At 72.6% G+C, this 21,497-nt stretch carries 22 protein-coding genes; 14 read left to right on the top strand and 8 right to left on the bottom strand.

Annotation, left to right across the window (positions count from 1 at the left end; translation table 11 throughout):
• Window positions 1-425: 425 nt before the first annotated feature.
• On the bottom strand, window positions 426-1,751 hold the full coding sequence (locus ACWGJ2_RS31185; protein WP_453349635.1) for a PH domain-containing protein: 1,326 nt from the start codon (window positions 1,749-1,751) through the stop codon (window positions 426-428).
• A 32-nt stretch (window positions 1,752-1,783) separates the two neighbouring features.
• Window positions 1,784-2,323, bottom strand: coding sequence for a PH domain-containing protein (locus ACWGJ2_RS31180; protein ID WP_453349634.1), 540 nt, complete (start codon window positions 2,321-2,323; stop codon window positions 1,784-1,786).
• 163 nt (window positions 2,324-2,486) lie between these two features.
• Between ACWGJ2_RS31180 and ACWGJ2_RS31175 the strand changes: the two genes are divergently transcribed.
• Window positions 2,487-3,623, top strand: coding sequence for an NADH-quinone oxidoreductase subunit D (locus ACWGJ2_RS31175; RefSeq protein ID WP_453349645.1), 1,137 nt, complete (start codon window positions 2,487-2,489; stop codon window positions 3,621-3,623).
• A 320-nt stretch (window positions 3,624-3,943) separates the two neighbouring features.
• On the opposite strand, the gene ACWGJ2_RS31170 is transcribed toward ACWGJ2_RS31175, so the two are convergent.
• The 4 genes from ACWGJ2_RS31170 to ACWGJ2_RS31155 form a co-directional block, all read right to left on the bottom strand.
• Window positions 3,944-5,239: a hypothetical protein gene (locus ACWGJ2_RS31170; RefSeq protein WP_453349633.1), complete on the bottom strand. Its 1,296-nt coding sequence runs from the start codon at window positions 5,237-5,239 to the stop codon at window positions 3,944-3,946.
• A gap of 137 nt (window positions 5,240-5,376) precedes the next feature.
• Entirely contained in the window at window positions 5,377-6,363 is a 987-nt protein-coding gene (locus ACWGJ2_RS31165) for an ABC transporter substrate-binding protein (protein WP_453349632.1), read from the bottom strand.
• Window positions 6,364-6,417: 54 nt separating this feature from the next.
• Window positions 6,418-7,197, bottom strand: a complete 780-nt coding sequence (locus ACWGJ2_RS31160; RefSeq protein ID WP_453349644.1) for an ABC transporter permease — start codon at window positions 7,195-7,197, stop codon at window positions 6,418-6,420.
• A 2-nt stretch (window positions 7,198-7,199) separates the two neighbouring features.
• Window positions 7,200-7,985 carry an ABC transporter permease gene (locus ACWGJ2_RS31155; RefSeq protein ID WP_453349631.1) on the bottom strand — a complete coding sequence of 262 codons (786 nt, stop codon included), beginning with the start codon at window positions 7,983-7,985 and terminating at the stop codon, window positions 7,200-7,202.
• A 212-nt stretch (window positions 7,986-8,197) separates the two neighbouring features.
• On the opposite strand from ACWGJ2_RS31155, the gene ACWGJ2_RS31150 reads away from it, so the two are divergent.
• The 8 genes from ACWGJ2_RS31150 to ACWGJ2_RS31115 all read left to right on the top strand — a co-directional run bounded on the left by ACWGJ2_RS31150 (window position 8,198) and on the right by ACWGJ2_RS31115 (window position 14,107).
• Window positions 8,198-9,382, top strand: coding sequence for an ABC transporter ATP-binding protein (locus tag ACWGJ2_RS31150; protein WP_453349630.1), 1,185 nt, complete (start codon window positions 8,198-8,200; stop codon window positions 9,380-9,382).
• 289 nt (window positions 9,383-9,671) lie between these two features.
• Window positions 9,672-10,211 (top strand): cysteine dioxygenase, encoded by a 540-nt coding sequence (locus ACWGJ2_RS31145; protein ID WP_453349643.1) that lies wholly within the window; start codon window positions 9,672-9,674, stop codon window positions 10,209-10,211.
• A gap of 77 nt (window positions 10,212-10,288) precedes the next feature.
• The gene (locus ACWGJ2_RS31140; RefSeq protein ID WP_453349642.1) at window positions 10,289-10,738 is read left to right on the top strand and encodes a rhodanese-like domain-containing protein; all 450 of its coding nucleotides are present in this window, start codon (window positions 10,289-10,291) and stop codon (window positions 10,736-10,738) included.
• Window positions 10,739-10,754: 16 nt separating this feature from the next.
• Window positions 10,755-11,660, top strand: a complete 906-nt coding sequence (gene folP / locus ACWGJ2_RS31135) for a dihydropteroate synthase (RefSeq protein WP_453349629.1) — start codon at window positions 10,755-10,757, stop codon at window positions 11,658-11,660.
• Window positions 11,657-12,151, top strand: a complete 495-nt coding sequence (locus tag ACWGJ2_RS31130) for a nuclear transport factor 2 family protein (RefSeq protein ID WP_453349628.1) — start codon at window positions 11,657-11,659, stop codon at window positions 12,149-12,151. The genes folP and ACWGJ2_RS31130 overlap by 4 nt, the downstream gene beginning before the upstream one ends.
• A gap of 352 nt (window positions 12,152-12,503) precedes the next feature.
• Window positions 12,504-12,863, top strand: coding sequence for a dihydroneopterin aldolase (gene folB / locus ACWGJ2_RS31125; RefSeq protein WP_453349627.1), 360 nt, complete (start codon window positions 12,504-12,506; stop codon window positions 12,861-12,863).
• Window positions 12,860-13,456: a 2-amino-4-hydroxy-6-hydroxymethyldihydropteridine diphosphokinase gene (gene folK, locus ACWGJ2_RS31120; RefSeq protein WP_453349626.1), complete on the top strand. Its 597-nt coding sequence runs from the start codon at window positions 12,860-12,862 to the stop codon at window positions 13,454-13,456. Before folB ends, folK begins: the two co-directional genes overlap by 4 nt.
• A gap of 159 nt (window positions 13,457-13,615) precedes the next feature.
• A complete protein-coding gene (locus tag ACWGJ2_RS31115; RefSeq protein ID WP_453349625.1) occupies window positions 13,616-14,107 on the top strand; it encodes a DUF3180 domain-containing protein in 492 nt (163 codons plus the stop codon).
• Window positions 14,108-14,142: 35 nt separating this feature from the next.
• On the opposite strand, the gene ACWGJ2_RS31110 is transcribed toward ACWGJ2_RS31115, so the two are convergent.
• Window positions 14,143-15,093, bottom strand: coding sequence for a LysR family transcriptional regulator (locus tag ACWGJ2_RS31110; protein ID WP_453349624.1), 951 nt, complete (start codon window positions 15,091-15,093; stop codon window positions 14,143-14,145).
• Window positions 15,094-15,187: 94 nt separating this feature from the next.
• Here ACWGJ2_RS31110 and ACWGJ2_RS31105 point away from each other — a divergent pair, with 94 nt between their 5' ends.
• The 3 genes from ACWGJ2_RS31105 (at window position 15,188) to ACWGJ2_RS31095 (ending at window position 18,675) form a co-directional block, all read left to right on the top strand.
• Complete coding sequence (locus ACWGJ2_RS31105) at window positions 15,188-16,780, top strand: MFS transporter (RefSeq protein WP_453349623.1); 1,593 nt, start codon at window positions 15,188-15,190, stop codon at window positions 16,778-16,780.
• A gap of 87 nt (window positions 16,781-16,867) precedes the next feature.
• A complete protein-coding gene (locus tag ACWGJ2_RS31100; protein ID WP_453349622.1) occupies window positions 16,868-17,590 on the top strand; it encodes a cyclase family protein in 723 nt (240 codons plus the stop codon).
• Window positions 17,591-17,751: 161 nt separating this feature from the next.
• The gene (locus tag ACWGJ2_RS31095; RefSeq protein WP_453349621.1) at window positions 17,752-18,675 is read left to right on the top strand and encodes a LysR family transcriptional regulator; all 924 of its coding nucleotides are present in this window, start codon (window positions 17,752-17,754) and stop codon (window positions 18,673-18,675) included.
• 66 nt (window positions 18,676-18,741) lie between these two features.
• Here ACWGJ2_RS31095 and ACWGJ2_RS31090 read toward each other — a convergent pair whose 3' ends face one another.
• Complete coding sequence (locus ACWGJ2_RS31090) at window positions 18,742-19,335, bottom strand: pyridoxamine 5'-phosphate oxidase family protein (RefSeq protein WP_453349620.1); 594 nt, start codon at window positions 19,333-19,335, stop codon at window positions 18,742-18,744.
• A 418-nt stretch (window positions 19,336-19,753) separates the two neighbouring features.
• Between ACWGJ2_RS31090 and ACWGJ2_RS31085 the strand changes: the two genes are divergently transcribed.
• On the top strand, window positions 19,754-20,470 hold the full coding sequence (locus ACWGJ2_RS31085) for a 2OG-Fe dioxygenase family protein (RefSeq protein WP_453349619.1): 717 nt from the start codon (window positions 19,754-19,756) through the stop codon (window positions 20,468-20,470).
• A 53-nt stretch (window positions 20,471-20,523) separates the two neighbouring features.
• Window positions 20,524-21,492, top strand: coding sequence for an iron-containing redox enzyme family protein (locus ACWGJ2_RS31080; protein WP_453349618.1), 969 nt, complete (start codon window positions 20,524-20,526; stop codon window positions 21,490-21,492).
• Window positions 21,493-21,497 lie beyond the last annotated feature (5 nt).

Raw genomic sequence — 21,497 nt, 5'->3', positions numbered from 1 at the left:
GAGCCGAAAGCGAGACCTTTACGCCCGAGGAGACACCCCGGCGCGGCACCGACCCCCACCACACACGGGCCCCATAACCACGGTCCGAGCCAAGAACCACGCGGCGCCAGCCGCGACGCACCGTCACCACACGCCGCGCCGAAGCCACCGGCCCGCACCCACGCAACGAAACCCCAAGGCGCACCCAGCGACGCCCCACTGGCGACGGCGCCAAAACTGTTGTGGGCAATCGTCCCGCTGGCGGGACGGGTGGGCACAACCCGTGCCACCGGCCCGCCACACGCGAACGAACCCCCCAAGGGGCACCCACAGCAGGCGCACCCCTGCAAGAGCGGGCACCCCGTGAAGCCTTCACCCCGCACCCCGTGAAGGGGCGCGACCCGGTGAAGGGGCAACCCTTCGTTTCCTTCCGCACCCGCGAAGGGTCAGGTGAGCCAGCGGTCAGGGGTCGCTTCGCGGCGGCCCGTACGGGAGCGCTCCGCCTGCGCGTACACCACGCGCCGCGCCTCCTCCGCGTCCCGCAACCTCCCCTTCGCCACCCCGTTCGCCCCGTGATCGACCACCACGTCGGCCAGCCCGAGGCACCGCGCCCAGGGCCCCTGCTCCCACCGCACGCTCTGCACCTTCGCGTGCGGCACCATCGTCGTCCGCCGCCGCAGCAGCCCACGACGGGTGACGTAAACGGAACCGGTCACCCCGTGCCCGTAGGCCCGCCACACCACCGGCGCCGCCCAGCGTGCCCGCCGCGGTGCCCGCTCCAGCGCCGCCTCCGCACGCGCGAGCCCGACCTCGGGCAGCACCCGCCCGAGCACGGCCTCGGCGCGCTCTCGTGGCGCGACGGGTATGAGGACCCCGTCCTTGCCCTTCGCGGCCCCCGCGACCTCCAGTTCCACCCGCACCCAGCCGCGCCGCCGCCACAGCAGCGGCTCGACGATGTGCACGGACTGCACCCGCCCCGGCGGAACCGTCGCGTGCTCGCGGTCGAGCAGCCCGTGGTCGAGGCGGAGCCCGTCGGGCGATTCGCCGACGGTCCAGTCGTACTCGCGCAGGAACCGTCCCGCGCTGCTCGCCCACACCGCGCCCACCAGCGGCAGCAGCGTGGCGAGGGCGGCCCAGAGGCTGTCGCTGGCGAGGTAGATGAGGACGGGCACCACGAGGGCCGGGACGAGCAGCCCCCAGCCGGAGCCCGTCAGGAGCAGCGAGAGGAGCAGGGTGCGCGCGTCGACGCGCAGGAGTTCGCGCGCGGGGGCCTCGCCCGCCTCGGGCGCCGCGTCGGGCGCGATGCCCGCCGCGCGGGCGAGGAGTTCGGCGCGCAGCGCGACGGCCTCGCGTTCGCCGAGGAACGCCAGCTCGTCCTTGGCCTCGGTCCCGACGACGTCCAGCTTGAGCTTGGCGACGCCCGCGAGGCGGGCCAGCAGGGGCCGCCCCACGTCGACGGCCTGCACGCGGTCGAGGCGGATGTGCGCGGTGCGGCGGAAGAACAGCCCGGTGCGGATGCGCAGTTCGGTGTCCGTGACCAGATAACTGGTGAACCACCAGGACAGGAAGCCGTACGCGGCGGCGATCGGCAGCAGCACGCCGAACGCCGCCAGCAGCCAGCCCACCGTGAGCTGGGTGAACCACTCGCGGGTGCGCTCCAGGTCCTGCGCCGAGAAGGCGAGGAGCGCGGCGACGGGCGCCCAGGCGCGGCGCCAGGGCGTGATGGGGTGCAGCGGCTTGCCCTCGGGGCGCGGCGGCAGCGGTCCTGGCACCTCACGCCTCCCCGTTCACGGCGCGCACGCCGTCACAGCCCCGCCGAGCGGGCCTCGCCCAGCTCGGTCAGGCGGTCGCGCAGCCGCTCGGCCTCCTCGGGGGAGAGGCCGGGTATCGTCGCGTCCGTGGTGGCCGCGGCGGTGTGGAGCTGGAGCCTGGCCAGGCCGTAGCGCCGCTCCAGTGGACCCGAGGTGACTTCGACGAGCTGCATCCGTCCGTACGGCACGACCGTCAGCTCCCGCCACAGCACGCCGCGGCTGATGAGCAGATCGTCGACGCGCTCGGCATAGCGCCAGGACCGCCAGTTGCGCCGCAGCGCGCCCCAGCCCCAGACGGCGAAGGCGAGGGGCAGCAGCGCGAAGGCGGCCCAGCCCGGACCCGCGAACAGCCCGAGCAGCACGCCCGTCGCCACCGCGAGGGGCAGCAGTGTGGACAGCAGCACGAACCGCCGCATCGGCAGCATCGCGCGCTCCACCCCGCGCCACTGTTCGCCGTCAGGGTCCCCGGAGCCCCCGCCGGGGGCCGGGCCCGGCTCCGGACCGTCGGACTCAACGCCCGCGCCACTCGTCATACGACCAGCCTAGGCGTGACCTGTGACAGTCCGTATCAGACTCAGGGAGGAAGCTGAGAGACTAACGGCCATGAGTCAGACGGGTCAGCAGGGCCAGGCGGCGGCAGCAGCAGCGGCAGGGACAGCGGCGACGGCGACAGCGACAGCGGCCACGTCGGAGACCATGGTCGGCGTCGGCGGCGCGGCCGAGAGCACCGACATGGTGCTCAACATCGGCCCGCAGCACCCCTCCACGCACGGCGTGCTGCGGCTGCGCCTCGTGCTGGACGGCGAGCTGATCAGCGCGGCGGAGCCCGTCGTCGGCTATATGCACCGGGGCGCGGAGAAGCTCTTCGAGGCCCGCGACTACCGGCAGATCATCGTGCTCGCCAACCGCCACGACTGGCTGTCCGCGTTCTCCAACGAACTGGGCGTCGTCCTCGCCGTCGAGCGGATGCTGGGCATGGAGGTCCCCGAACGCGCCGTCTGGACGCGCACCCTGCTGGCCGAGCTGAACCGGGTGCTCAACCATCTGATGTTCCTCGGCTCGTACCCGCTGGAGCTGGGCGGGATCACGCCGGTCTTCTACGCCTTCCGGGAGCGCGAGGAGCTCCAGAACGTCATGGAGGAGATCTCCGGCGGGCGCATGCACTACATGTTCAACCGGGTCGGCGGGCTCAAGGAGGACCTGCCGGCGGGCTGGCTGGGCCGCGCCCGCCAGGCGGTGGCGGCCGTACGCGCCCGGATGGACTCCTTCGACCGGCTGGTGCTCGGCAACGAGATCTTCCGGGGCCGTACGCGCGACGTCGGCTACCTCCCCCCGGAGACGGTCCACGCCTACGGGGTCAGCGGCCCCATCGCACGCGCCTCGGGCGTCGACTTCGACCTGCGCCGCGACGAGCCGTACCTCGCCTACGCGGATCCGGAGCTGCGGAGCGCGCTGAAGGTCGTCACCCGCCAGGAGGGCGACTGCCTGGCCCGCTTCGAAGTGCTGCTGGAGCAGGCCCACAACTCCCTGGACATGGCCGACGTCTGCCTCGACCGCCTCGCGCAGCTGCCGCCCGGCCCGATCAACCAGCGGCTGCCCAAGGTACTGAAGGCCCCGGAGGGCGCCACGTACGCCTGGACGGAGAACCCGCTCGGGCTGAACGGCTACTACCTCGTCTCCAAGGGCGAGAAGACCCCGTACCGGCTGAAGCTCCGCTCGGCCTCGTACAACAACATCCAGGCCCTGACCGAACTGCTGCCGGGCACGCTGGTCGCCGACATGGTGGCGATCCTCGGCTCGTTCTTCTTCGTCGTCGGCGACATCGACAAGTAGGCCGCGCGACGGCCGAACGCGCCCGAACGCCCGGACAGCGTGACGGGGGTGGGGGCGGGAGCGGGTCGCGATCGGGGTCCTCGCCACAGCCGCGCCGTACGCGTCCGGTCGCGGCAGACACCCCGGCCGTACGAGCCGACGAACCCCGGACCGTGCGACGGAGGCGAGGCGCGATCAGGGCCGCCACCACAGCCGCGCCGTACGCGTCCGGTCGCGGCAGACACCCCGGCCGTACGAGCCGACGAGCCCCTGGGCCGTGTGCCGGGGGCGGGGCGGCATCGGGGCCGCCGCCACGGGAGACGAGCCGACGCGCCCCGCGCTCAGATCGCGCTGCGCAGCTCCGTGATGTCCAGGGCCTCGCCGGGCGAAGGCTCGGCCGCCGCTTCCTCGTCCGCGTCTGTACGGGAACGTCCCGTCCCGTCGTCGTCCGTACCCGCGCGCGCCGCCGGGTCGAAGGCCGAGGGGACCGGCTGGGCCGATGGGCGCGGGCCCTGGTTCCTGCCCGCGCCGCCCGTCGCCGCCGCGCGGGCGCGGGCCGCCGAAGCGCCCGTGAACGCGGCGGCCGTGTCCGTCGCACCGCTCGCGCCGCCCGCACCGCTCGTGCCGCTCGGGGACGCGCCCCGGTGGGGGTCCTCGTCCTCGTCGCCGCGCTTGCGCTCGGAGGGCGTGGCCTCCGACGCGCCGTCGCGCCCGCCCGTGTCCCCGTCCTGCTGCCGGGGCAGCCCCTTCGCGTCCCGGCTGTCCCTGCTGTCCTTGCCGTCCCGCCCGCCGCGCGAGTCGCCCTGCGCACCCGGCGCATTCGACGCACCCTGCGCGCCCTGGGAGCCCTTCGACGCGGCGCCGCCCTTGCCGAAGAAGTCGAAGCCGCCCGTGTCCACGCGGTGGACGCTGTCAGGGGCCGGGGAGTGCGGGACGACCGCTGAGGCCGTCGAGCGCGCGTCGGGCTCGGCGACGGGCTCGCGCGCCGCGGCCGCCGCGCGCGCCATCTCGCGCTCCATCCGACGCCGCTCCACCTGCCGCGCCGCGTTCCTCGACAGATGCCGCAGCGCCTCGTGTGCCTGGAGGTACGTCAGCGGCGAGGGCGCGCCCGCCTCGTTGCGGTGGTCCATGGCGGAGGCGGCGAGCGCCTTGGGGGCCTCGGCCGCCTCGATCTCCAGCTGGCGCCGCCCCTCCAGCGCGCTGGCCCGCTCCGTCTCCGCGTGCGCGTAGCGGCGCAGCAGCGCGGCGTGCTCGGTGCGCAGCCTGGCCAGCTCGGCGCGCTTCTCGCGCAGCTTGGACTCCAGGGCGCCACGGGACTCGCGGGCCTCTTCGAGTTCGCCCTCCAGCTCGGCCTGCCGCTCCTCGGCGCGCCACTCCAGGCTCGTCTGCTTCGCCTTCAGCTCGGCGACCCGCCTGCCCGCCGCGCGGTCCCACTTGCGCAGCATGACCGCGCCGGTGACCGCCGCGACGGCCGCCGCCGCGGCGAAGCCGCGGAGCACGACGGTCTCCGTATCGCCGATGCCCGGCTCTCCGGCCAGCCAGGCGCCACCGGCGCAGGCCAGCGCGGCGACTGCGACGGCCGCCGGGGGAAGGAGCCGGTGCAGGGGCGGCGAATGGCGATGACGTCCACGTGGCATGGCCTGGAATTTACCGTGTGTGGCGCGATCGACGACACCGGACAAAGGGCATTGTTATGCCCTCACAACCCGCGCCCCTCCAAGCCCACGGGCCGCGCCCGGACCCGCCCTCGCGACCCGGGCGGTCAACTGCCCGCTCAGAGCAGGTTCTTGGACTTGAGGTACTCCTCGGCCACGTCCTTGGGCTTCTGGCGCTCGGAGTCCACCTTGCGGTTGAGATCCGCCAGGTCCTTCGTCGTGAGCACCCGGGTCAGCTTGTCCAGCGCGTCCGCGACCTTCTTGCCGCCCGCGTCCTTCTCGTTCACGACGGGCAGGACGTTGTCCGCGTTCTGGAGGCCCTTGTCGTCCTCCAGGAGGACCAGACCGAAGTCGTCCAGCGTCGCGTCCGTCGTCGTGGTGAGCACCATCTGGTCCGTGCCCGCCTTGACGGCCTGCTTGGACTGGGTGGTGCCGACACCCTTGGGGTCCACGTCCGTGATGTCGATGCCGTAGGTCTTCTCCAGGCCCGGACGGCAGAACGGGCGCTCGTCGCACTCGTCGCCAGCGGCCAGCTTGATCTTCTCGCCCGACTCGCCCAGGTCCGACAGCGTCTTGAGCTTGTGCTTCTTCGCGAACGCCTCGGTGACGGCGAACGCGTTCTGGTCGACCGCCTTGCCCGCCGACAGCACCTTGAGCCCGCGCGGCTCGGCCAGCTTCTCCAGCGCCGTGACGGTCTCCTCGACGTCGTTCGAGGCGACGGGCTCCGCCTTGGGCCCGTTCTTCTTCGCGTTGAGGAACTCGGCGAGCGTGGCCGCGTACTCGGGCACGACGTCGATCTGGCCCTTCTCCAGGGCCGGCTCGTACAGCTCGCGGTTCTGGAGCTTCTTGATCGAGGTGGAGTAGCCCGCCTTGTCCAGCACCTTGCTGTACAGCTCCGCCATGATCTGCGACTCGGTGAAGCCCGCCGAGCCGATGACCAGCTTGCCCCCGCCGCCGGAGCCGCCGCCCTCCTCCTCCAGGCTGCTGCCGCCGCAGGCCGTCAGGGAGACAGCGAGCGCGGCGGTGGCGCCGACCGCGGTCAGGGTCCGCCGGGCGGTGAGCGGGCGCCGCTTCCGCCGGGACCGTGCGGACTCGGACTCGTACATGGGAACCACCATTCGTCGGACCGGTCGTCAGATCGTCGTTCGTCAGGCCGCTCGTCAGGCCGTCGGGTGCGCGTGCGGGGATGCCTGCGGGCGCCCGCGCGCGGGGGTCACCCTGTCATCAAAGTCGGGGGGAGTCGAACGGGAATCCGAATCCCGGGACGTGCCCGCGCGCCTGCGGCGCATCGGGTCCAGCAGCTTCTCCGCCACGACGAGCACGCCCTCCACCAGCAGCGCCAGCGCCGCGACGAGGACGGCGCCGCCGACGACCTGCGGGGTGTCGTACGTGTTGAAGCCCGCCGTGATGATCCGGCCCAGGCCGCCGCCGCCGGGCAGTGCCGCGAGGGTCGCCGTCGCGACCACCTGTACGGCGGCGGAGCGCACCCCGGTCATGATCAGCGGGAACGCGAGGGGCACCTCGACGCGGGCCAGCAACTGCCACCCGGACATGCCCATTCCGCGCGCCGCCTCGACCACGTCGCGGTCGGCCTCGCGCATCCCGACGTACGCGTTCGTCAGCAGCGGGGGCACCGCGAACAGGACCAGCGCGATGATGGTGGGCCAGTCACCCGCCGTGCCGATCGGGCTGAGCGTCAGCAGCACCAGCACCGCGAAGGTGGGCACAGCGCGCCCGGCGTTGGAGATGTTGACCGCGAGCGCGCCGCCCTTGCCGAGGTGGCCGAGCCACAGCGCGACGGGCAGCGCGATCAGCACGGCGAGCGCCAGGCAGACGCCCGTCAGATACAGGTGCTCGCCCAGCCGGTGCAGGACGCCGTTGCTCCCCGACCAGTTGCCGCCGGAGGAGAGCCACGTCCACACGTCCCCGATGACGCCCATCGTCACGCCACCGCCTTCTCTTTACGGGCCCCGGCACCGGGCCCTCTACGGAGCGCCCCTCGCCCGCGGGCCTTGCCCTTGGTGCGGGCCCAGGGCGTCAGCAGGCGCTGGAGGCCCAGCAGCGCGACGTCAGCCACCACGGCGAGGATCACGCAGATCACGGAGGCGGTCAGCACCTGGGCCTTGAAGAAGCTCTCCATGCCGTTGTAGATGAGGTTGCCGAGGCCGCCGAAGCCGACGATCGCGCCGACCGTCGTCATCGCCACCGTGGACACCGTGGCGATCCGCACCCCCGCCATCATCGCGGGCAGCGCGAGGGGCACCTCGACCTCGAAGAGGAGCCGCGTCTGGCCGTAGCCGAGGCCGCGCGCGGCCTCCCGCGCCTCCTCGGGGACGGCTTCGAGGCCCGCGAGGATGTTGCGCACCAGCACCGTCAGCGAATACAGCACCAGGCCCGTCACCACCACGGCCGCCGAGACGCCGAAGACGGGCAGCAGCAGCGCGAACATGGCCAGCGACGGCACGGTGTAGAGCACGGTGGTGAGGCCCAGCACGGCGCCCGAGGCGCGCTTCCAGCGGCGCGCGACGAGGGCGAGGGGGAAGGCGATCACCAGCCCGAGCACGACGGAGAGGACGGTGATCCACACATGCTGGCCCGTCGCGTCGAGCAGTTCCTGGCCGCGTGAGCGCACGTACTCGCCGCAGATCCAGTCGTTCGCGGAGAGACAGCTCTGCCCGGTCTGCCCCACGGCGGCACCGGCCCCGCTGACGCCACTGACCCCGCTCATCTCCGCTCACCTCCCCCGCTTCGCACGCCTGGTCTCCGGGTCGTCCCGGTCACTTTCGGGGACCCTACCGCCCGCTACCGACAGTCGGCCCGAACTGCCACACTGCCGCAACACGCCATTCACCGTGCGCGCGGAAGGATTCCACCGGCGGAAGGATTTCGTCCGCGGAGAATTCCGCCGCCAGCCACGGACCGAGCGACAAGAATGGGCCCATGATCCGCTTCGAGAACGTCACCAAGCGCTACCCCGACGGCACGACCGCCGTGGACGACCTGTCCTTCGAGGTGGCCGAGGGCGAACTGGTCACCCTCGTCGGACCCTCGGGCTGCGGCAAGACGACCACGATGAAGATGGTCAACCGCCTCATCGAGCCGACCTCGGGGCAGATCTTCCTCGACGGCGAGGACATCGCCTCCGTCGATCCCGTCGAGCTGCGCCGCCGGATCGGCTACGTCATCCAGCAGGTGGGCCTCTTCCCCCACAAGACGGTGCTGGACAACACGGGCACCGTCCCGCACCTCCTCGGCTGGTCCAAGGCGAAGCGCCGCGAACGCGCAGCCGAGCTGCTGGACCTCGTCGGCCTGGACCCCGGCGTCTTCGGCGACCGCTACCCCGACCAGCTCAGCGGCGGCCAGCGGCAGCGGGTCGGCGTCGCCCGCGCGCTCGCGGCCGACCCGCCCGTGCTGCTGATGGACGAGCCCTTCGGCGCCGTCGACCCCGTGGTGCGCGAACACCTCCAGACGGAGTTCCTGAAGCTCCAGTCCTCGCTGCACAAGACAGTGCTCTTCGTGACGCACGACATCGAGGAGGCCGTGCGGCTCGGGGACCGCATCGCGGTCTACGGAGAGGGCCGCGTCGAGCAGTTCGACCCGCCCACGAAGGTGCTGGGCGCCCCCGCGACGCCCTACGTGGCCGACTTCGTCGGCGCAGACCGCGGCCTCAAGCGGCTCTCCGTCACCCCGATCGAGACGGCCGACCTGGAGGCACCCCCCGTCGTCCACCTCGACGACCGCCTCAGCGAGGCGACGGCGCGCATGCGGGCCGAGGGCGCGCACTGGGCCGTCGTCCTGGACGACGCGGACGACCTGCACGGCTGGGTCTCGGCGGAGCCCGCGGACCCGGCCGACGCGGACGCGGAAGCCGAGGTGACGGTGCGGGACCGCGCCCGCCGCATGGAGGCGTGGCTGCCGCTGGGCGCGCCGCTGAAGCAGGCGTTCAGCACGATGCTCCAGCACGACGCGGGCTGGATCGCGGTGGTGGACGGGGCCGCGGAGGGGCACTTCCTCGGCGTGCTGACGCCGACGCGGCTGCACGAGGCGCTGCGGCGCTCGATCGACGCGGACGAGCGGGACGTGGCACGCGCGGACGTGTCGCTGGAGACGGTCCCCGAGAAGTAGCCCGCGAAAGCGGGGGCGTTCCGAGGGGCGGGACGGTGTTGACCCCGAAAAACGGGGCGTGCTCTACTCCGATCATGACCGGCACACGGCTCCAGTTCTGGCGGAGGGTCCACCTGGACCTCCTCCGCTACGCGGGCTGCGTCTGTCCCGCGTCCTGCTGACCGATCCCTTCCCACGCCGCTACGGCGCGCGCCTCGCGCGCCCTCTTACGCGCGCGCTCCCACGATCGCTTTCAGGACGGATTCCCGTGTCTTCCACCACCGCACCCGCGTCACCCGTGCCCGCGTCCCTGCCCGCACCCGCCGCGCCCCGCGACCCCCGCGCCGAGGGGCCTGGCGAGGGCCCCGGCGAGGCCGAACTTCTCGACTTCGTACGCCGCGTCGCCGCCGACACGGCGTACGTCGGCTCGCTCCCCCTCGACCCCGAGGGCCGCACCTGGCTCCGCCTCGAAGGCCCCGGCGGCAGCGAGGCGTGGCTGATCGGCTGGCCGCCAGGCACGGGCACCGGCTGGCACGACCACGGCGGCTCGCGCGGCGCGTTCGCCGCCGCTTCCGGCGCGCTGACCGAGCAGTCGCTCGCGGCGCGCATCCCCACCGAGGGCTGGCGGACGCTGGAGCTGGCCGACGGCGTCGACAGGGAGCGCGTGCTCTCCGACGGGCGCGGGCGCGCCTTCGGGCCGCACCACGTGCACCAGGTGCTGAACCAGTCCGAGGAACACGCCGTCTCGGTGCACGCGTACTACCCGCCGCTCCCCCTGATGCGCCGCTACAGCCGCACGGGCCAGGTGCTGCGCCTGGAGCACGTCGAGCAGCCGGGTGAGTGGGAGTGAGCGCCCCCGGAACGGACGCCCCCGGACAGGGCGACGGCGGCCCCGACCCCGCCCCCGCCCCCAGCCGCGTCGACGCGCTGCTGGCCCGCTCCCGCGAAGGGCTGGAGCGGCTGCCCCCGCGGGCCGCCGCCGACGCGCAGGCGGCGGGCGCGCTGCTGGTGGACATCCGGTACGCGGCGCTGCGCGAGCGCGACGGCACCGTCCCCGGCGCCCTCGTCGTCGAGCGCAACGAGCTGGAGTGGCGGCTCGACCCGACCTGTCCGCACCGTGCCCCCGAGGCCACCGGGTTCGAGCTGCCCGTCGTCGTGCTGTGCAACGAGGGCTACGCGTCCAGCCTCGCGGCGCGCTCGCTCCAGGCCCTGGGCCTCACGCGGGTCGCGGATCTGGACGGCGGCTTCCAGGCGTGGCGCGCGGCAGGACTGCCCGTCGTGCCGGGACCCGCCGGGCCGTCGGAGCCGTCGGAGCCGCCCGCCCCTCCGGGGCCGCCTGGCCCGGCTGCCCCGGGCAGCGGCCCAGCAGAGGCGTAGCGCCTACGCTGGACGCATGAGTGCTTTGCGCGGCCAGGTCGCAGGTCTGCCCGAGTGGGACCGGTGCGCCGTCATGGGAGTGGTGAACGTCACGCCTGACTCCTTCTCCGACGGCGGCAAGTGGTTCGACACCGAAGCCGCGATCAAACACGGGCTCGATCTGGTCGCGGAAGGCGCCGATCTGGTCGATGTGGGCGGCGAGTCCACCCGGCCCGGAGCCACCCGCGTCGACGAGGCCGAGGAGCTGCGCCGGGTGCTGCCCGTCGTGCGCGGTCTCGTGGAGGAGGGGGTCGTCGTCAGCGTCGACACGATGCGCGCCTCCGTGGCCGAGCAGGCGCTCGACGCGGGGGCCGCGCTGGTCAACGACGTGAGCGCGGGCCAGGCCGATCCGGCCATGATCCCGGCCGTCGCGGCGGCGGGCGCCCCGTTCGTCGTCATGCACTGGCGCGGCCAGAGCGTCGACATGAACAGCCGCGCCGTCTACGGCGACGTGGTCTCCGAGGTCATCGACGAGCTGCGCGGCAACCTGGACCGGGCCGTCTCGGGCGGCATCGCCCCCGAGCGGATCGTCGTGGACCCCGGCCTGGGCTTCGCCAAGCGGGCCGAGCACGATCTCGCGCTGGTCGCCGCGACGGGGCGGCTGCGCCGCGAGCTGGGCCTGCCGCTGCTGGTGGCCGCCTCGCGCAAGCGGTTCCTCGGCCGCGTGCTGGCCTCCGGCGAGGACGCGTCCCCGCCCCCCGCGCGCGAGCGCGACGCGGCGACGGCCGCCGTCTCCGCGCTGGCGGCCCGCGAGGGCGCCTGGGCGGTGCGGGTGCACGAGGTGCGGGCGAGCGCGGACGCGGTACGGGTCGCGCACGCCGTCGAGCGCGCGGACAGCGCGCACGCCGCGCCGGGCACGTCGGGCACTGGGCGCGCCGAGTGAGCAGCGCCCGTACGGACATCGAGGCGGTGGAAGCCGCCAACACCGCGCTCTACGAGGCCGTCGAGCACGGCGATCTCGACGCGCTGGCCGAGCTGTGGCTGGACGACGAGATCAGCGTGGTGCACCCGGGGTGGCCGGTGCTGACGGGGCGCGACGAGGTGCTGCGCTCCTACGCGCTGATCATGGCGAACACCGAGTACATCCAGTTCTTCCTGACCGACGTGGAGATCTCCGTCCTGGGCGACACGGCCCTGGTCCGCTGCACCGAGAACATCCTCAGCGGCGGCCCGGCGGAGGAGGACGGCTCGGCGGGCCCCCTGGTGGGCGGCCTCGTCGTGGCGACGAACGTCTTCCGCCGCGCCGAGGACGGAGCGGGCGGCGAGGGCGGCGGTGGCTGGAAGGTGTGGGCGCACCACGGCTCGCCTGTGCTCGTCGAACGCGAGGACGAGGACGACGACTCGGAGCCCGGCGAGGGCGACATCGAACTCTGAACCGAGCCCTCTGCCGAGCCCCGAACCGAACTCCGGGCGAATTCCGCGGGGCTGTCCGCGTACGTCCGCGCGGACGTACGCCCAACCGCCCATCACCGTCAGCGGAGCGTGGGAGAGGCCACTCGTTAGGGCAACGTCATCGGGAATGCGAGAGTGGCCCGGGGCGCTGTCGGGTAGGCCGCGACGCGGGACGCGAGGGGGCACCCCTCGCAGCTCCGGTCCGGCTCTGTCCATAGCCCCCGCGGGCTGGCACTGTCCGTGCTCGCAGGTAGATTCGATTCGGTGGCACGCCCGCGGTGCATGCTGCATTCGTACGACCAAGGACCGAGGACCGAAGACGGGAGTGATACGCGTGGACCGTGTCGCGCTGCGCGGCGTGAGGGCCCGCGGGCATCACGGCGTGTTCGAGCGGGAACGCGTGGAGGGTCAGACCTTCATCGTGGATGTGGACATGGGCCTCGACACGGGGCCCGCCGCCGTCGGAGACGATCTCGGGAAGACCGTTCACTACGGCGTCGTGGCGGAGGAGGTCGTGGCGGTCGTGGAAGGCGAGCCCGTCGATCTGATCGAGACCCTCGCCCAGCGCATCGCCGACACCTGCCTCGCACACGAGGCCGTACGGGAGGTCGAGGTCGTGGTGCACAAGCCCGAAGCCCCGATCACCGTGCCCTTTGACGACGTGACCATCACTATCAAGCGGAGCCGCGCATGACGCCGAACAGTGACCCGACCGTACAGCCGGTGCCCGCTGCCGTGGTGCACCAGGTCGACGCGGCCGACACGACTTTGCACAACCCCCAGTACGCCGTGGTCTCCCTCGGCAGCAACGTCGGGGACCGCCTGGAGAAACTCCAGAGCGCCGTCGACGCGCTCGCCGACACCCCGGGCCTCAAGGTCAAGGGCGTCTCTCCCGTCTACGAGACCGAGCCGTGGGGCGTGGAGCCCGGCAGCCAGCCCTCGTACTTCAACGCGGTGGTCGTCGTGAAGACCACCCTGCCGCCGTCCTCGCTGCTGGAGCGCGGGCACGCGATCGAAGAGGCCCTGGAGCGGACGCGGGACGAGAAGTGGGGCCCGCGCACGATCGACGTGGACATCGTCACCTACCAGGACGTCGTCTCCGACGACCCGACGCTGACCCTCCCCCACCCGCACGCGCACGAGCGTGCCTTCGTGCTGGTGCCGTGGCTCGACGTGGACCCGGAGGCGGTCGTCCCCGGCCGCGGCGCCGCGGCCGAGCTGCTGGCGCGCCTGGGGACCGAGGGCGTCACGGCGCGCGCGGACCTGGAACTCAGCCTGCCCGAATAGTCGTTGGGCTCCCGTGTTGCGTTTTCCCGGAGGGGCGGTTTCCCGGGGGCTCCCCCGGGAGCCCCCGGCCGGTGCCGCGGCGGCGGCCCCGCCGGGTCGATCCGGACGAGACCGTGAGCCGGCACGTGAGGCGACAGACGAGACCGTGAGGCGACAGACGTGAAGGAACTCCGTATCCGCACCCTGGCGGGGCTCTTCGCCGTGGCCGGAATCCTGTCGTGGGCGGGCGCGCGGCTGTGGGACACCGTGGGCACCCTGCCCAGCGTCCCGGTCGCGGCGCCCGTCGTGCTCGCCGTCATCGCCGTGGTGCTGCTGGCCACCGCGCTGTCGCTGCGGGCCCGGCTCAAGGCCCAGCGCGAGCGGGAGCCGGGCGCCAAGGGCGTCGATCCGATGATGGCGGCGCGCGCCGTCCTCTTCGGGCAGGCCAGCGCGCTGGTCGCGTCGCTGGTCGCCGGGATGTACGGAGGGGCCGGGGTCTATCTGCTGCTGGGCGCGCCCGACGCGGCGGCCCGGCGCGATCAGACCGTCTACGCGGGCCTGTCCGTGCTCGCCGGGATCGCCGTGGTGGCCGCCGCGGTCTTCCTGGAGCGCGTCTGCAAGCTGCCCGACGACGACAGCGACGAGCAGCCCCCGGCCGCCTCGGCCGCCTGACGCCCATCGCCCATCGCCCATCGCCCATCGGGGGCCTAACCGCTCGGCGCCGCGGCCACGCCCGCAGCCCGTGCCGCCTCCCCGGCAGCCTCCGTCGGCGCCCAGTGCTCGCGCGCGATGGCGGACAGCTCCTGGAGCACCCGCGTCGGGCTGCGGTCCTTGTGGCGGACGAAGAACACCTCCAGCACCGGTTCCTTGTCCCAGCGCAGCTCGGCCAGCTCGCCCCGCCGCACCTCGTCGGCGACGGAGGCGGCGGGCAGCATGGCCACCCCGAGACCGGCCGACGCACAGCGCTTGAGCGCCTCCACGCTGACGAACTCCATCGTCGGCGGACGCAACTGGAAGCGCCGCAGCTCCCGGTCCATCACCGTGCGCTGGGCGCATCCCTCCTCGATGAGGAGCAGCGTCTCGGCGCCCAGGTCCACGGTGCGCACCCGCTCCCGCGCGGCGAGCCGGTGCTCGGGCCTGGCCACCAGGCGCATCGGCTCGCGCATCATGAACTCGGCGTGCACCATCGGGTTCTCGACGGACTCCTCCAGCAGGAAGCCCACGTCGAGCGTGCCCTCGGCCAGCGAGGCGAGCAACTGGGGCCGCCCGGCGGGGCCGAAGGAGACCCTGAGCTGCGGGAACGTGTCCTGGAGCGCGCGCAGCACGGGCGGCAGCCGGTAGGCGCACAGGCTCTCCGGCGCGGCGATGCGCAGGGTGCCGCGGATCTTCCCGGGGTCGTCGCTGGCGCCCTGGACCGCCTCGCGGGTCTGTTCCGCGTAGCCGACGAGGACCTGCGCGTAGCCGCACAGTTCGCGTCCGGAGTCGGTGAGCGCGACCCGGCGCCCCAGCCGTTCGAAGAGGGGCACTTCGAGATCGGCCTCCAGGGCCTTGATGTGGGCCGTGACGCTGGACTGGACGTAACCCAGCTCCTGCGCCGCGCGGGTGAAGTTGAGGTGCCGCGCGACCGAGAGGAACGTCGTCAGATGCTTCAGCTCCATCTCCCCATCGTAAGCGCACCCATCGCGAATGCCGATCGGGAGCATCGAGAACATTCGTTGGACGTGATGAGTCCGGTACCCGTAAACACGAGGTATGGCACTTTCCGTCACTCGACAGCGCGGGCGCACCGGTGACCCGCCCACCGACGACCGCCGCACCGGCACGACGGGCTCCACGCGCTCCGGCCGTTCCGGCCGCTCCGACCCGACGGGGCTGAACGGCCGGGACTTCCGGCTGCTCATGATCGCCACGCTCGGCACCTTCGCGAACTACGCGGCGCTGCTCGCCGTCGTCCCCCTGTGGTCGGCCGAAGGCGGCGCCAAGTACGGCGGCGTGGGCGCGGCGACGGGGGTGACCATGGCGGCCACGGTCGCCGTGCAGTTCTGCATGGGGAGCCTGCTGCGACGGCTCTCGCTGCGGCAGATCCTGGCCGTCGGAGCGCTGCTGCTGGGGCTGCCGACGTTCGCCTACCCGTTCTCGTCCGGCCTCGGCTTCGTGCTGGCCGTGTGCGCCGTGCGCGGCGTCGGCTTCGGCATGGTGGCCGTCGCGGGCAGCGCGCTGACGGCCGATCTGGTGCCGGAGCACCAGCGCGGCAGGGCCGTGGGCCGCTACGGGTTCGCGGTGGGGCTGCCGCAGGTGGTGCTGCTGCCGCTCGGGGTGTGGACGGCGACGGCGTTCGGCTTCACGGCCGTCTTCCTGGTCACGGGCGCGCTGTGCGTGCTGACGGTGCCGCTGGTGCTGGCCATGAGCGGGCGCCGGGCGCCCAGGCTCGCGGAGGAGGTCCGGGACGACGGACGAGTCGACGGCCAGGCCGACGGCCAGGGGGGCGAGGCAGACGCGCGGGAGGGGAGCGCGTCGGCCGGTGTGCACGAGCCGGGCACGGGCGGTCCCGGCGGCACGGCCGGTACGGACCGTACGGCCGGTACGGACGCGCAGCCCCGCGGCTTCGCCCGCTACCGCGAACTGGCCACTCCCTTCGCGCTGCTCCTGGCCTCGGCGGGCGCGCTGGGCGGGCTGACCTCGTTCCTGCCGCTCTCCCTCGACGCGCCCGGGACAGCCCCCGTCACGCTGACCGTCCTGTTCACCGCGGGCATGGTGGGCCGCTGGGCGGCGGGGGTGCGCAGCGACCGCGTCGGCGTCGGCGGACTGCTGCCCGCCTCCGTGGCCGCCTGCGCCCTGGGCATGGCGGGCTTCGCTGCCACCGACGCGCTGGGCGGCGCGGGGAGCGTCGCCGAGGGCGTCGCCGCCGTGGCCTCGGCCGCCGTGTTCGGGCTGGGCTTCGGCGCCCTCCAGAACGACACCCTCGTGGTGATGTTCCGCCGCGCGGGCCCCGAGGGCAGCGGCACGGCCAGCACCGTCTGGAACATGGCGTACGACGGCGGTACGGGCGCGGGCTCCCTCGCGACGGGCCTGCTCGCGCAGGGGCTCGGCTTCGCGGGCGGCTTCGTCACGGCGGCGCTCGTCATCGCCGGGACAGCACCCTGGTCCCGCCCCTCGAAGCACCGCCCGGCGCCGCACCACGCGGAACGGCACCACGCGGAACCGCGCAGCCCGGAACCGCACCACCCGGAACCGCACCCTCCAGAACCGCATCGGCCCCGAGTACCCCGGCCCGAGGCGCACGCCACCCAGGCACACCAAAACGTCACGGCCCGGCCGGAGGACCCCCACGAACCGGCTGGCTAGCACGCGCTGGCTGGAACACAGCGGCCACTCGTGACGACTCGCCGCCCATGTCCGAACATCAGAACCACGCAACGAGGAGGCTCCCTCATGGCGAACCAGTCGCTTCCGCCCCGCGTCACCGGGCGGCATCACAACGGTGCGTCACGCGGCACCAGCATCGTCGACCTCAGTCACGAGATCGTTTCCGGCTCCACGGGATACCCCGGGCTGCCGCAACCCGAGCTGACCCCCTACATCACCCATGAGGAGTCCCGGGAGCTGTACGACCCCGGCTACACCTTCTACACCGGCAAGCTGTGCATGGTCGGCCAGAGCGGCACCTACATGGACGTGCCGTTCCACGCCTTCGCCGACGGCTTCGACCTGACGCGGCTCGATCTGCGGCAGGTCGTCAACGTGCCCGTCACGCTGATCGAGACCGACAAGCAGGAGATACCGCCCGAGGTCTTCGCGAAGGCGGATCTGACCGGGCACGCGGTGCTCATCAGGACAGGTTGGTCGCGGTTCTGGGAGACCGAGGCGTACGCGAACGGCCAGCACCCGCACCTGTCGGCCGACGCGGCGAAACTGCTGGCCGAGGCGGACCCCGCCGTCGTCGGGATCGACTCCCTCAACATGGACGGCACCCACACCGGCTCCAGGCCCGCGCACCACGAACTCCTCGGCGCCGGGATCCCGCTCGTCGAGCACCTCACGAACCTGGACCAGGTACCCGACAAGGGCGCGCGGTTCACGGCCGTCCCCGTCAAGGTCTCGGGGCTGGGCACCTTCCCGGTGCGCGCGTTCGCCTCCTGGACGCGGTGGATGTGACGGGCGTGGCGGGAGTGGGGGACGCGAGGGGCGCGACGGGCACGAGGGGCGCGACGGGAGTGATGAGTGTGACGTGACATCGGCCGACCGACGCCCGCGCTCAGGGCGTGGTGACGCCCTGAGCGTGCCACCGACCTCCCCCCACCGAGCGAAAGGCAGTCATGGCGACCCTTCAGCAGTTTCGGACGCTGCGGTCGGTACAGGTGCACGGCGGTATCCACGCCGCTGCCAAAGAGCTTCACCTCTCCCCCTCGGCGGTCTCCCAGCAGATCAAAGCGCTCGCCTCCGAGTGCGGCTTCTCGCTCCTCGAACCCGACGGCCGGGGCGTCCGGCTGACGGACAGCGGTTCGGAACTGGCCCAGATCGGCTCGCAGATCTCGGAGCTGTGGGAGCGCTCCGTCAGCCGGCGGCAGCGTGATCCGGGCCCGGTGCGCGGCGCCCGGCGGCCGGTGCGCCTCGGTGCCTTCCCGTCGGCCATGGCCAGCAGCGTGCTGCCCGCGCTCGACCAGCCCGAGCGGCTGGGCTTCGGCGTCGAGCTGTTCGAGACCACCCCGTACGAGGGCCGCGACCTGGTGGAGGAGGGCACCCTGGACGCCGCGCTCTCGATACAGGAGGTGACGCGCGACGACAGCGCCCCGTGCCAGGTGGCGCCGCTGTGGCACGACCCGTTCGTGCTGGTGGGGCCGCGCGGGCTGCTGTCCTCGGTGCTGCGCTCCGACTCCCCGCGCGCGCTGTCGGCTACCCCGTGGGTGCTGCCCAGGGTCGGCTCGGACTGCGACCGGCTGCTGTCCAACCACTTCGCGCGGCACGGCATCCGCGCCCACGCCGTCGGCCGTACGGACGACTGGCTGCTGGCCCAGCGCATGGCCACGGTCCTGCGCGCCGTCGCCTATGTGCCGTCCTCCGCGCTGCTCCAGGACTCGGAGCTGAGCCGCGCCGTGGACATGGGCAGCGTCAACGCGCCCGCGCGGACCGTGGCCCTGGTGGCGCCGCCCGCCGCCGCGGCCACCACCTGGTTCCCCGTGCTCCAGCGCCATCTGAAGCGGGCCCACACCCGGACGACGGGGATGGCCTACAGCACCTGAGCCACCGCCCCGTCCGTCCCGCCCGCTCTCCCCGCTCCCCCTGCCCCCTTGACGGGGCCCTGCCCCTCACCGGGCGCCGCGACGCACCAGGCCGTCGTACTCGGTCTTCAGCTTCCAGTCCGGGTCCGGCGGCACGTGTCCGGGCTGCGGGATGTACTTGGAGTGCCCGGCCCGCCTGACGTCGTGCAGATAGCGCGGGCAGTTCTCGAACGCCTCCCTGATGTCCACCTGGACCACGGCGTCCGCCTCGTGGAACGCGTCGAGGAGAACGGGGTCGGTGGAGACGCGGGCATCGCCGTTGACGCGGAGCTTGATGGGCTTTTCGTAGTCGATGAACAGCATGCCGACGCGCGGATTCTCCAGGATGTTTCCGAGACTGCGGAACATGCCGTTGCCGTCGTAGCTGGGAAAAAGAAGGACGCCCGGTTCGGGAATGCGCACAAAGCCGGGAAGCCCGCCCTTGTACGAGCAGTCCGGCGCGCCCGAGGCGTCCACGGTGGCCAGGTAGAAGCAGTCCGCCGCGCGCACGATCTCCTGCGCGTCGGCGTCGAGTTCAGCGGCCACATACCTCCCCGCGATGTGATCGGCGAGCCGTTCCGTGCCGATCGTCCGCTGCATCTGCCGGGCGCCGCTTCCGTAGAACTCATCCGTCGTTGTCACTTCCCGCGCTCCCTTCGGCCGGTTGCTTGTGCGCCACCCTGGCCCCGCCTGTACGCACCGACAACGACCGTTCGAAATCCCTGTACGGTCCACCGTTCCAGGTTTCCGTTGAATGCGGCACTTCTCCGGGAGCGCCCGCGTCAGGACCTTCGCACCGTATTCGGCTGTCGTCCGGCATCTGAACATGATCGGGAATGAGTGGATCATTTACTCATTCGATCCGGTGCGGATTTTCCGGATGGGGCCGCAGAGACTCATGTGTGTCCCTGCGGTCCACAGCGAGCGGAACTCGCCAGAACCCGTCAGGTACCCGCGAGGAAACCCCCTGGAACCCCTCAGGAACCCCCAAGGAACCCGCGAGCTGAACGGAAGCGAACGGGACGGAAATTCCTCGTGACCTCCGGACGAGAGGAAGCGCATGTCCCCCCGGTTATCAGCACAAGCGCTGCGCGACCAGTGGTACTCACGCGGCCAGGCCGAAGACCTGATCGGTCCCGAGGCGAACTCGTCGAGGGACTGGAAACTGTTCGCGGAAAGCTGGAACGGCCTCCCCGTCGACACCTTCATGGGAGGCGGGGAAACCTACCGGCGCCGTCGCCACACCGTGTTCAACGTCCACACCGACGGGCAGTTCGAGCAGCTCGCCCCGCGCCCGTACGTACAGAGCTCGGAGATCAACAACCTGGAGGGCGACGTACAGCGGTACTTCGAGCCCATCGAGCCCGAGGTCACCGGCAGCGCCCTGTTCGCCGGGCTCCTCTCGGGGCTCAGCGCGATCCTCGAAGAGCTGCACGGCCCCGACGTGTGGCACCACCAGTGCTTCCAGAACCGCATCGTCACCAGCACCGAGAAGACCGGCGACCCCACACCCTGGGGCCCGCACTGCGACGGCGTCGACTACGTCGTCACCCTGCTCGTCGCACGCCACAACGTGCGCGGAGGGCGCACAGGCCTCTACGACGCCGGTACCAAGGAGCGGCTGCACGCGGAGACGCTGCTGCCCGGCGATCTGCTGATCGCCGACGACACCCGCACCCTCCACGACGCCACCCCGCTCACCCCGGTCGACCCGGCAGAACCCGGGCACCGCGATGTCTTCATCGACGTCATCACGCGCGGCTCCGAACCCCGATGAGCCCCGCGGCCTCTCCGAACGTCAAACCCGATCCGCTCGGAAGGAGCCGGACCATGACCATCACCGCCACCTCCACCTCCACCCTCACCACCCCGCGCCCCCGCTTCGAGGACGAACTGAACCGCGCCTTTCCCGCCGACGGCGCCCCGCCCGAGCCGGCGGCCCGCGAGGCGCTGCTCTCCCAGCTGCACGCGCACTACGTGGCCTACATGTCGGGCCCGGAGGACTTCACGCGCGTGCCGCGGCTCAACACCGACCCGCAGATCACCGCCACCGAGGAGGCGTGGCTGCGCTGGGAGGACGCACAGGTCGACGAGTCGCAACTGCCGAAAACCGGTGAGGAGTTCCGCGAGTGGTTCCTGGCCGTCGCGGACGCGCACACACAGCCCGAGTTCTGCCGCTACCTCGCCGAGGACGCCACCCTCGAACAGATGGCGCTGTTCTTCATGGGTGAGGAGCTGGTGGACAGCAAGTTCGACGACCTCATGGCCATGGTGCAGATAGGCACCGAGGGGCACACCAAGCTCACCATCGCCGAGAACTACTGGGACGAGATGGGCGAGGGCGACATCAACGGGGTGCACACCCGGATGTTCGAGCACTCCGCCGTCTACATGCGGGCCCGGCTCGCCGACGCGGGCGTCGACCGCAGCGCCCTCAACTGCCCCGAGGCGTTCGAGAACGCGTCCCTGCTCCTCATGTACGGCATCCACCGCCACCTCAACCCGAGGGCGCTGGGCGCGATGGGCGTACTGGAACAGAGCGCGTCCCCCCGCTTCCAGGCGATGGTCGACGGCTGCGACCGGCTCGGCGTGCCCTCGGACGTCATCGACTACCAGCGCGTCCACGTCCATGTGGACGCCGACCACGGAGAGGAGTGGTTCAAGGGCGTCTTCGTGCCCCTCGTCGGCCGCTCCCCCGAGCTGCTGCGCGAGATCAGCCTCGGCGTGGCCACCCGGGTACGCGTCGCGAACGCGTACTACCAGCGCATCTGGGGCGCGATGCGCGCCCTTCAGAGGTGAGGCGG

The sequence above is a fragment of the Streptomyces sp. NPDC054796 genome, assembly GCF_053611545.1.
Note: the sequence above shows the minus strand (reverse complement) of the source record. Positions and strands in the feature narration are given on the sequence as shown.

Excerpts from the sequence above, each read along its gene's own strand:
- ACWGJ2_RS31180 (WP_453349634.1), bottom strand. The coding sequence starts at position 2,323 with ATGACGAGTGGCGCGGGCGTTGAGTCCGACGGTCCGGAGCCGGGCCCG.
- ACWGJ2_RS31175 (WP_453349645.1), top strand. The coding sequence starts at position 2,487 with ATGGTCGGCGTCGGCGGCGCGGCCGAGAGCACCGACATGGTGCTCAAC.
- ACWGJ2_RS31170 (WP_453349633.1), bottom strand. The coding sequence starts at position 5,239 with ATGCCACGTGGACGTCATCGCCATTCGCCGCCCCTGCACCGGCTCCTT.
- ACWGJ2_RS31165 (WP_453349632.1), bottom strand. The coding sequence starts at position 6,363 with ATGTACGAGTCCGAGTCCGCACGGTCCCGGCGGAAGCGGCGCCCGCTC.
- ACWGJ2_RS31160 (WP_453349644.1), bottom strand. The coding sequence starts at position 7,197 with ATGGGCGTCATCGGGGACGTGTGGACGTGGCTCTCCTCCGGCGGCAAC.
- ACWGJ2_RS31155 (WP_453349631.1), bottom strand. The coding sequence starts at position 7,985 with ATGAGCGGGGTCAGTGGCGTCAGCGGGGCCGGTGCCGCCGTGGGGCAG.
- ACWGJ2_RS31150 (WP_453349630.1), top strand. The coding sequence starts at position 8,198 with ATGATCCGCTTCGAGAACGTCACCAAGCGCTACCCCGACGGCACGACC.
- folP (WP_453349629.1), top strand. The coding sequence starts at position 10,755 with ATGAGTGCTTTGCGCGGCCAGGTCGCAGGTCTGCCCGAGTGGGACCGG.
- folK (WP_453349626.1), top strand. The coding sequence starts at position 12,860 with ATGACGCCGAACAGTGACCCGACCGTACAGCCGGTGCCCGCTGCCGTG.
- ACWGJ2_RS31110 (WP_453349624.1), bottom strand. The coding sequence starts at position 15,093 with ATGGAGCTGAAGCATCTGACGACGTTCCTCTCGGTCGCGCGGCACCTC.
- ACWGJ2_RS31105 (WP_453349623.1), top strand. The coding sequence starts at position 15,188 with ATGGCACTTTCCGTCACTCGACAGCGCGGGCGCACCGGTGACCCGCCC.
- ACWGJ2_RS31100 (WP_453349622.1), top strand. The coding sequence starts at position 16,868 with ATGGCGAACCAGTCGCTTCCGCCCCGCGTCACCGGGCGGCATCACAAC.
- ACWGJ2_RS31095 (WP_453349621.1), top strand. The coding sequence starts at position 17,752 with ATGGCGACCCTTCAGCAGTTTCGGACGCTGCGGTCGGTACAGGTGCAC.
- ACWGJ2_RS31085 (WP_453349619.1), top strand. The coding sequence starts at position 19,754 with ATGTCCCCCCGGTTATCAGCACAAGCGCTGCGCGACCAGTGGTACTCA.
- ACWGJ2_RS31080 (WP_453349618.1), top strand. The coding sequence starts at position 20,524 with ATGACCATCACCGCCACCTCCACCTCCACCCTCACCACCCCGCGCCCC.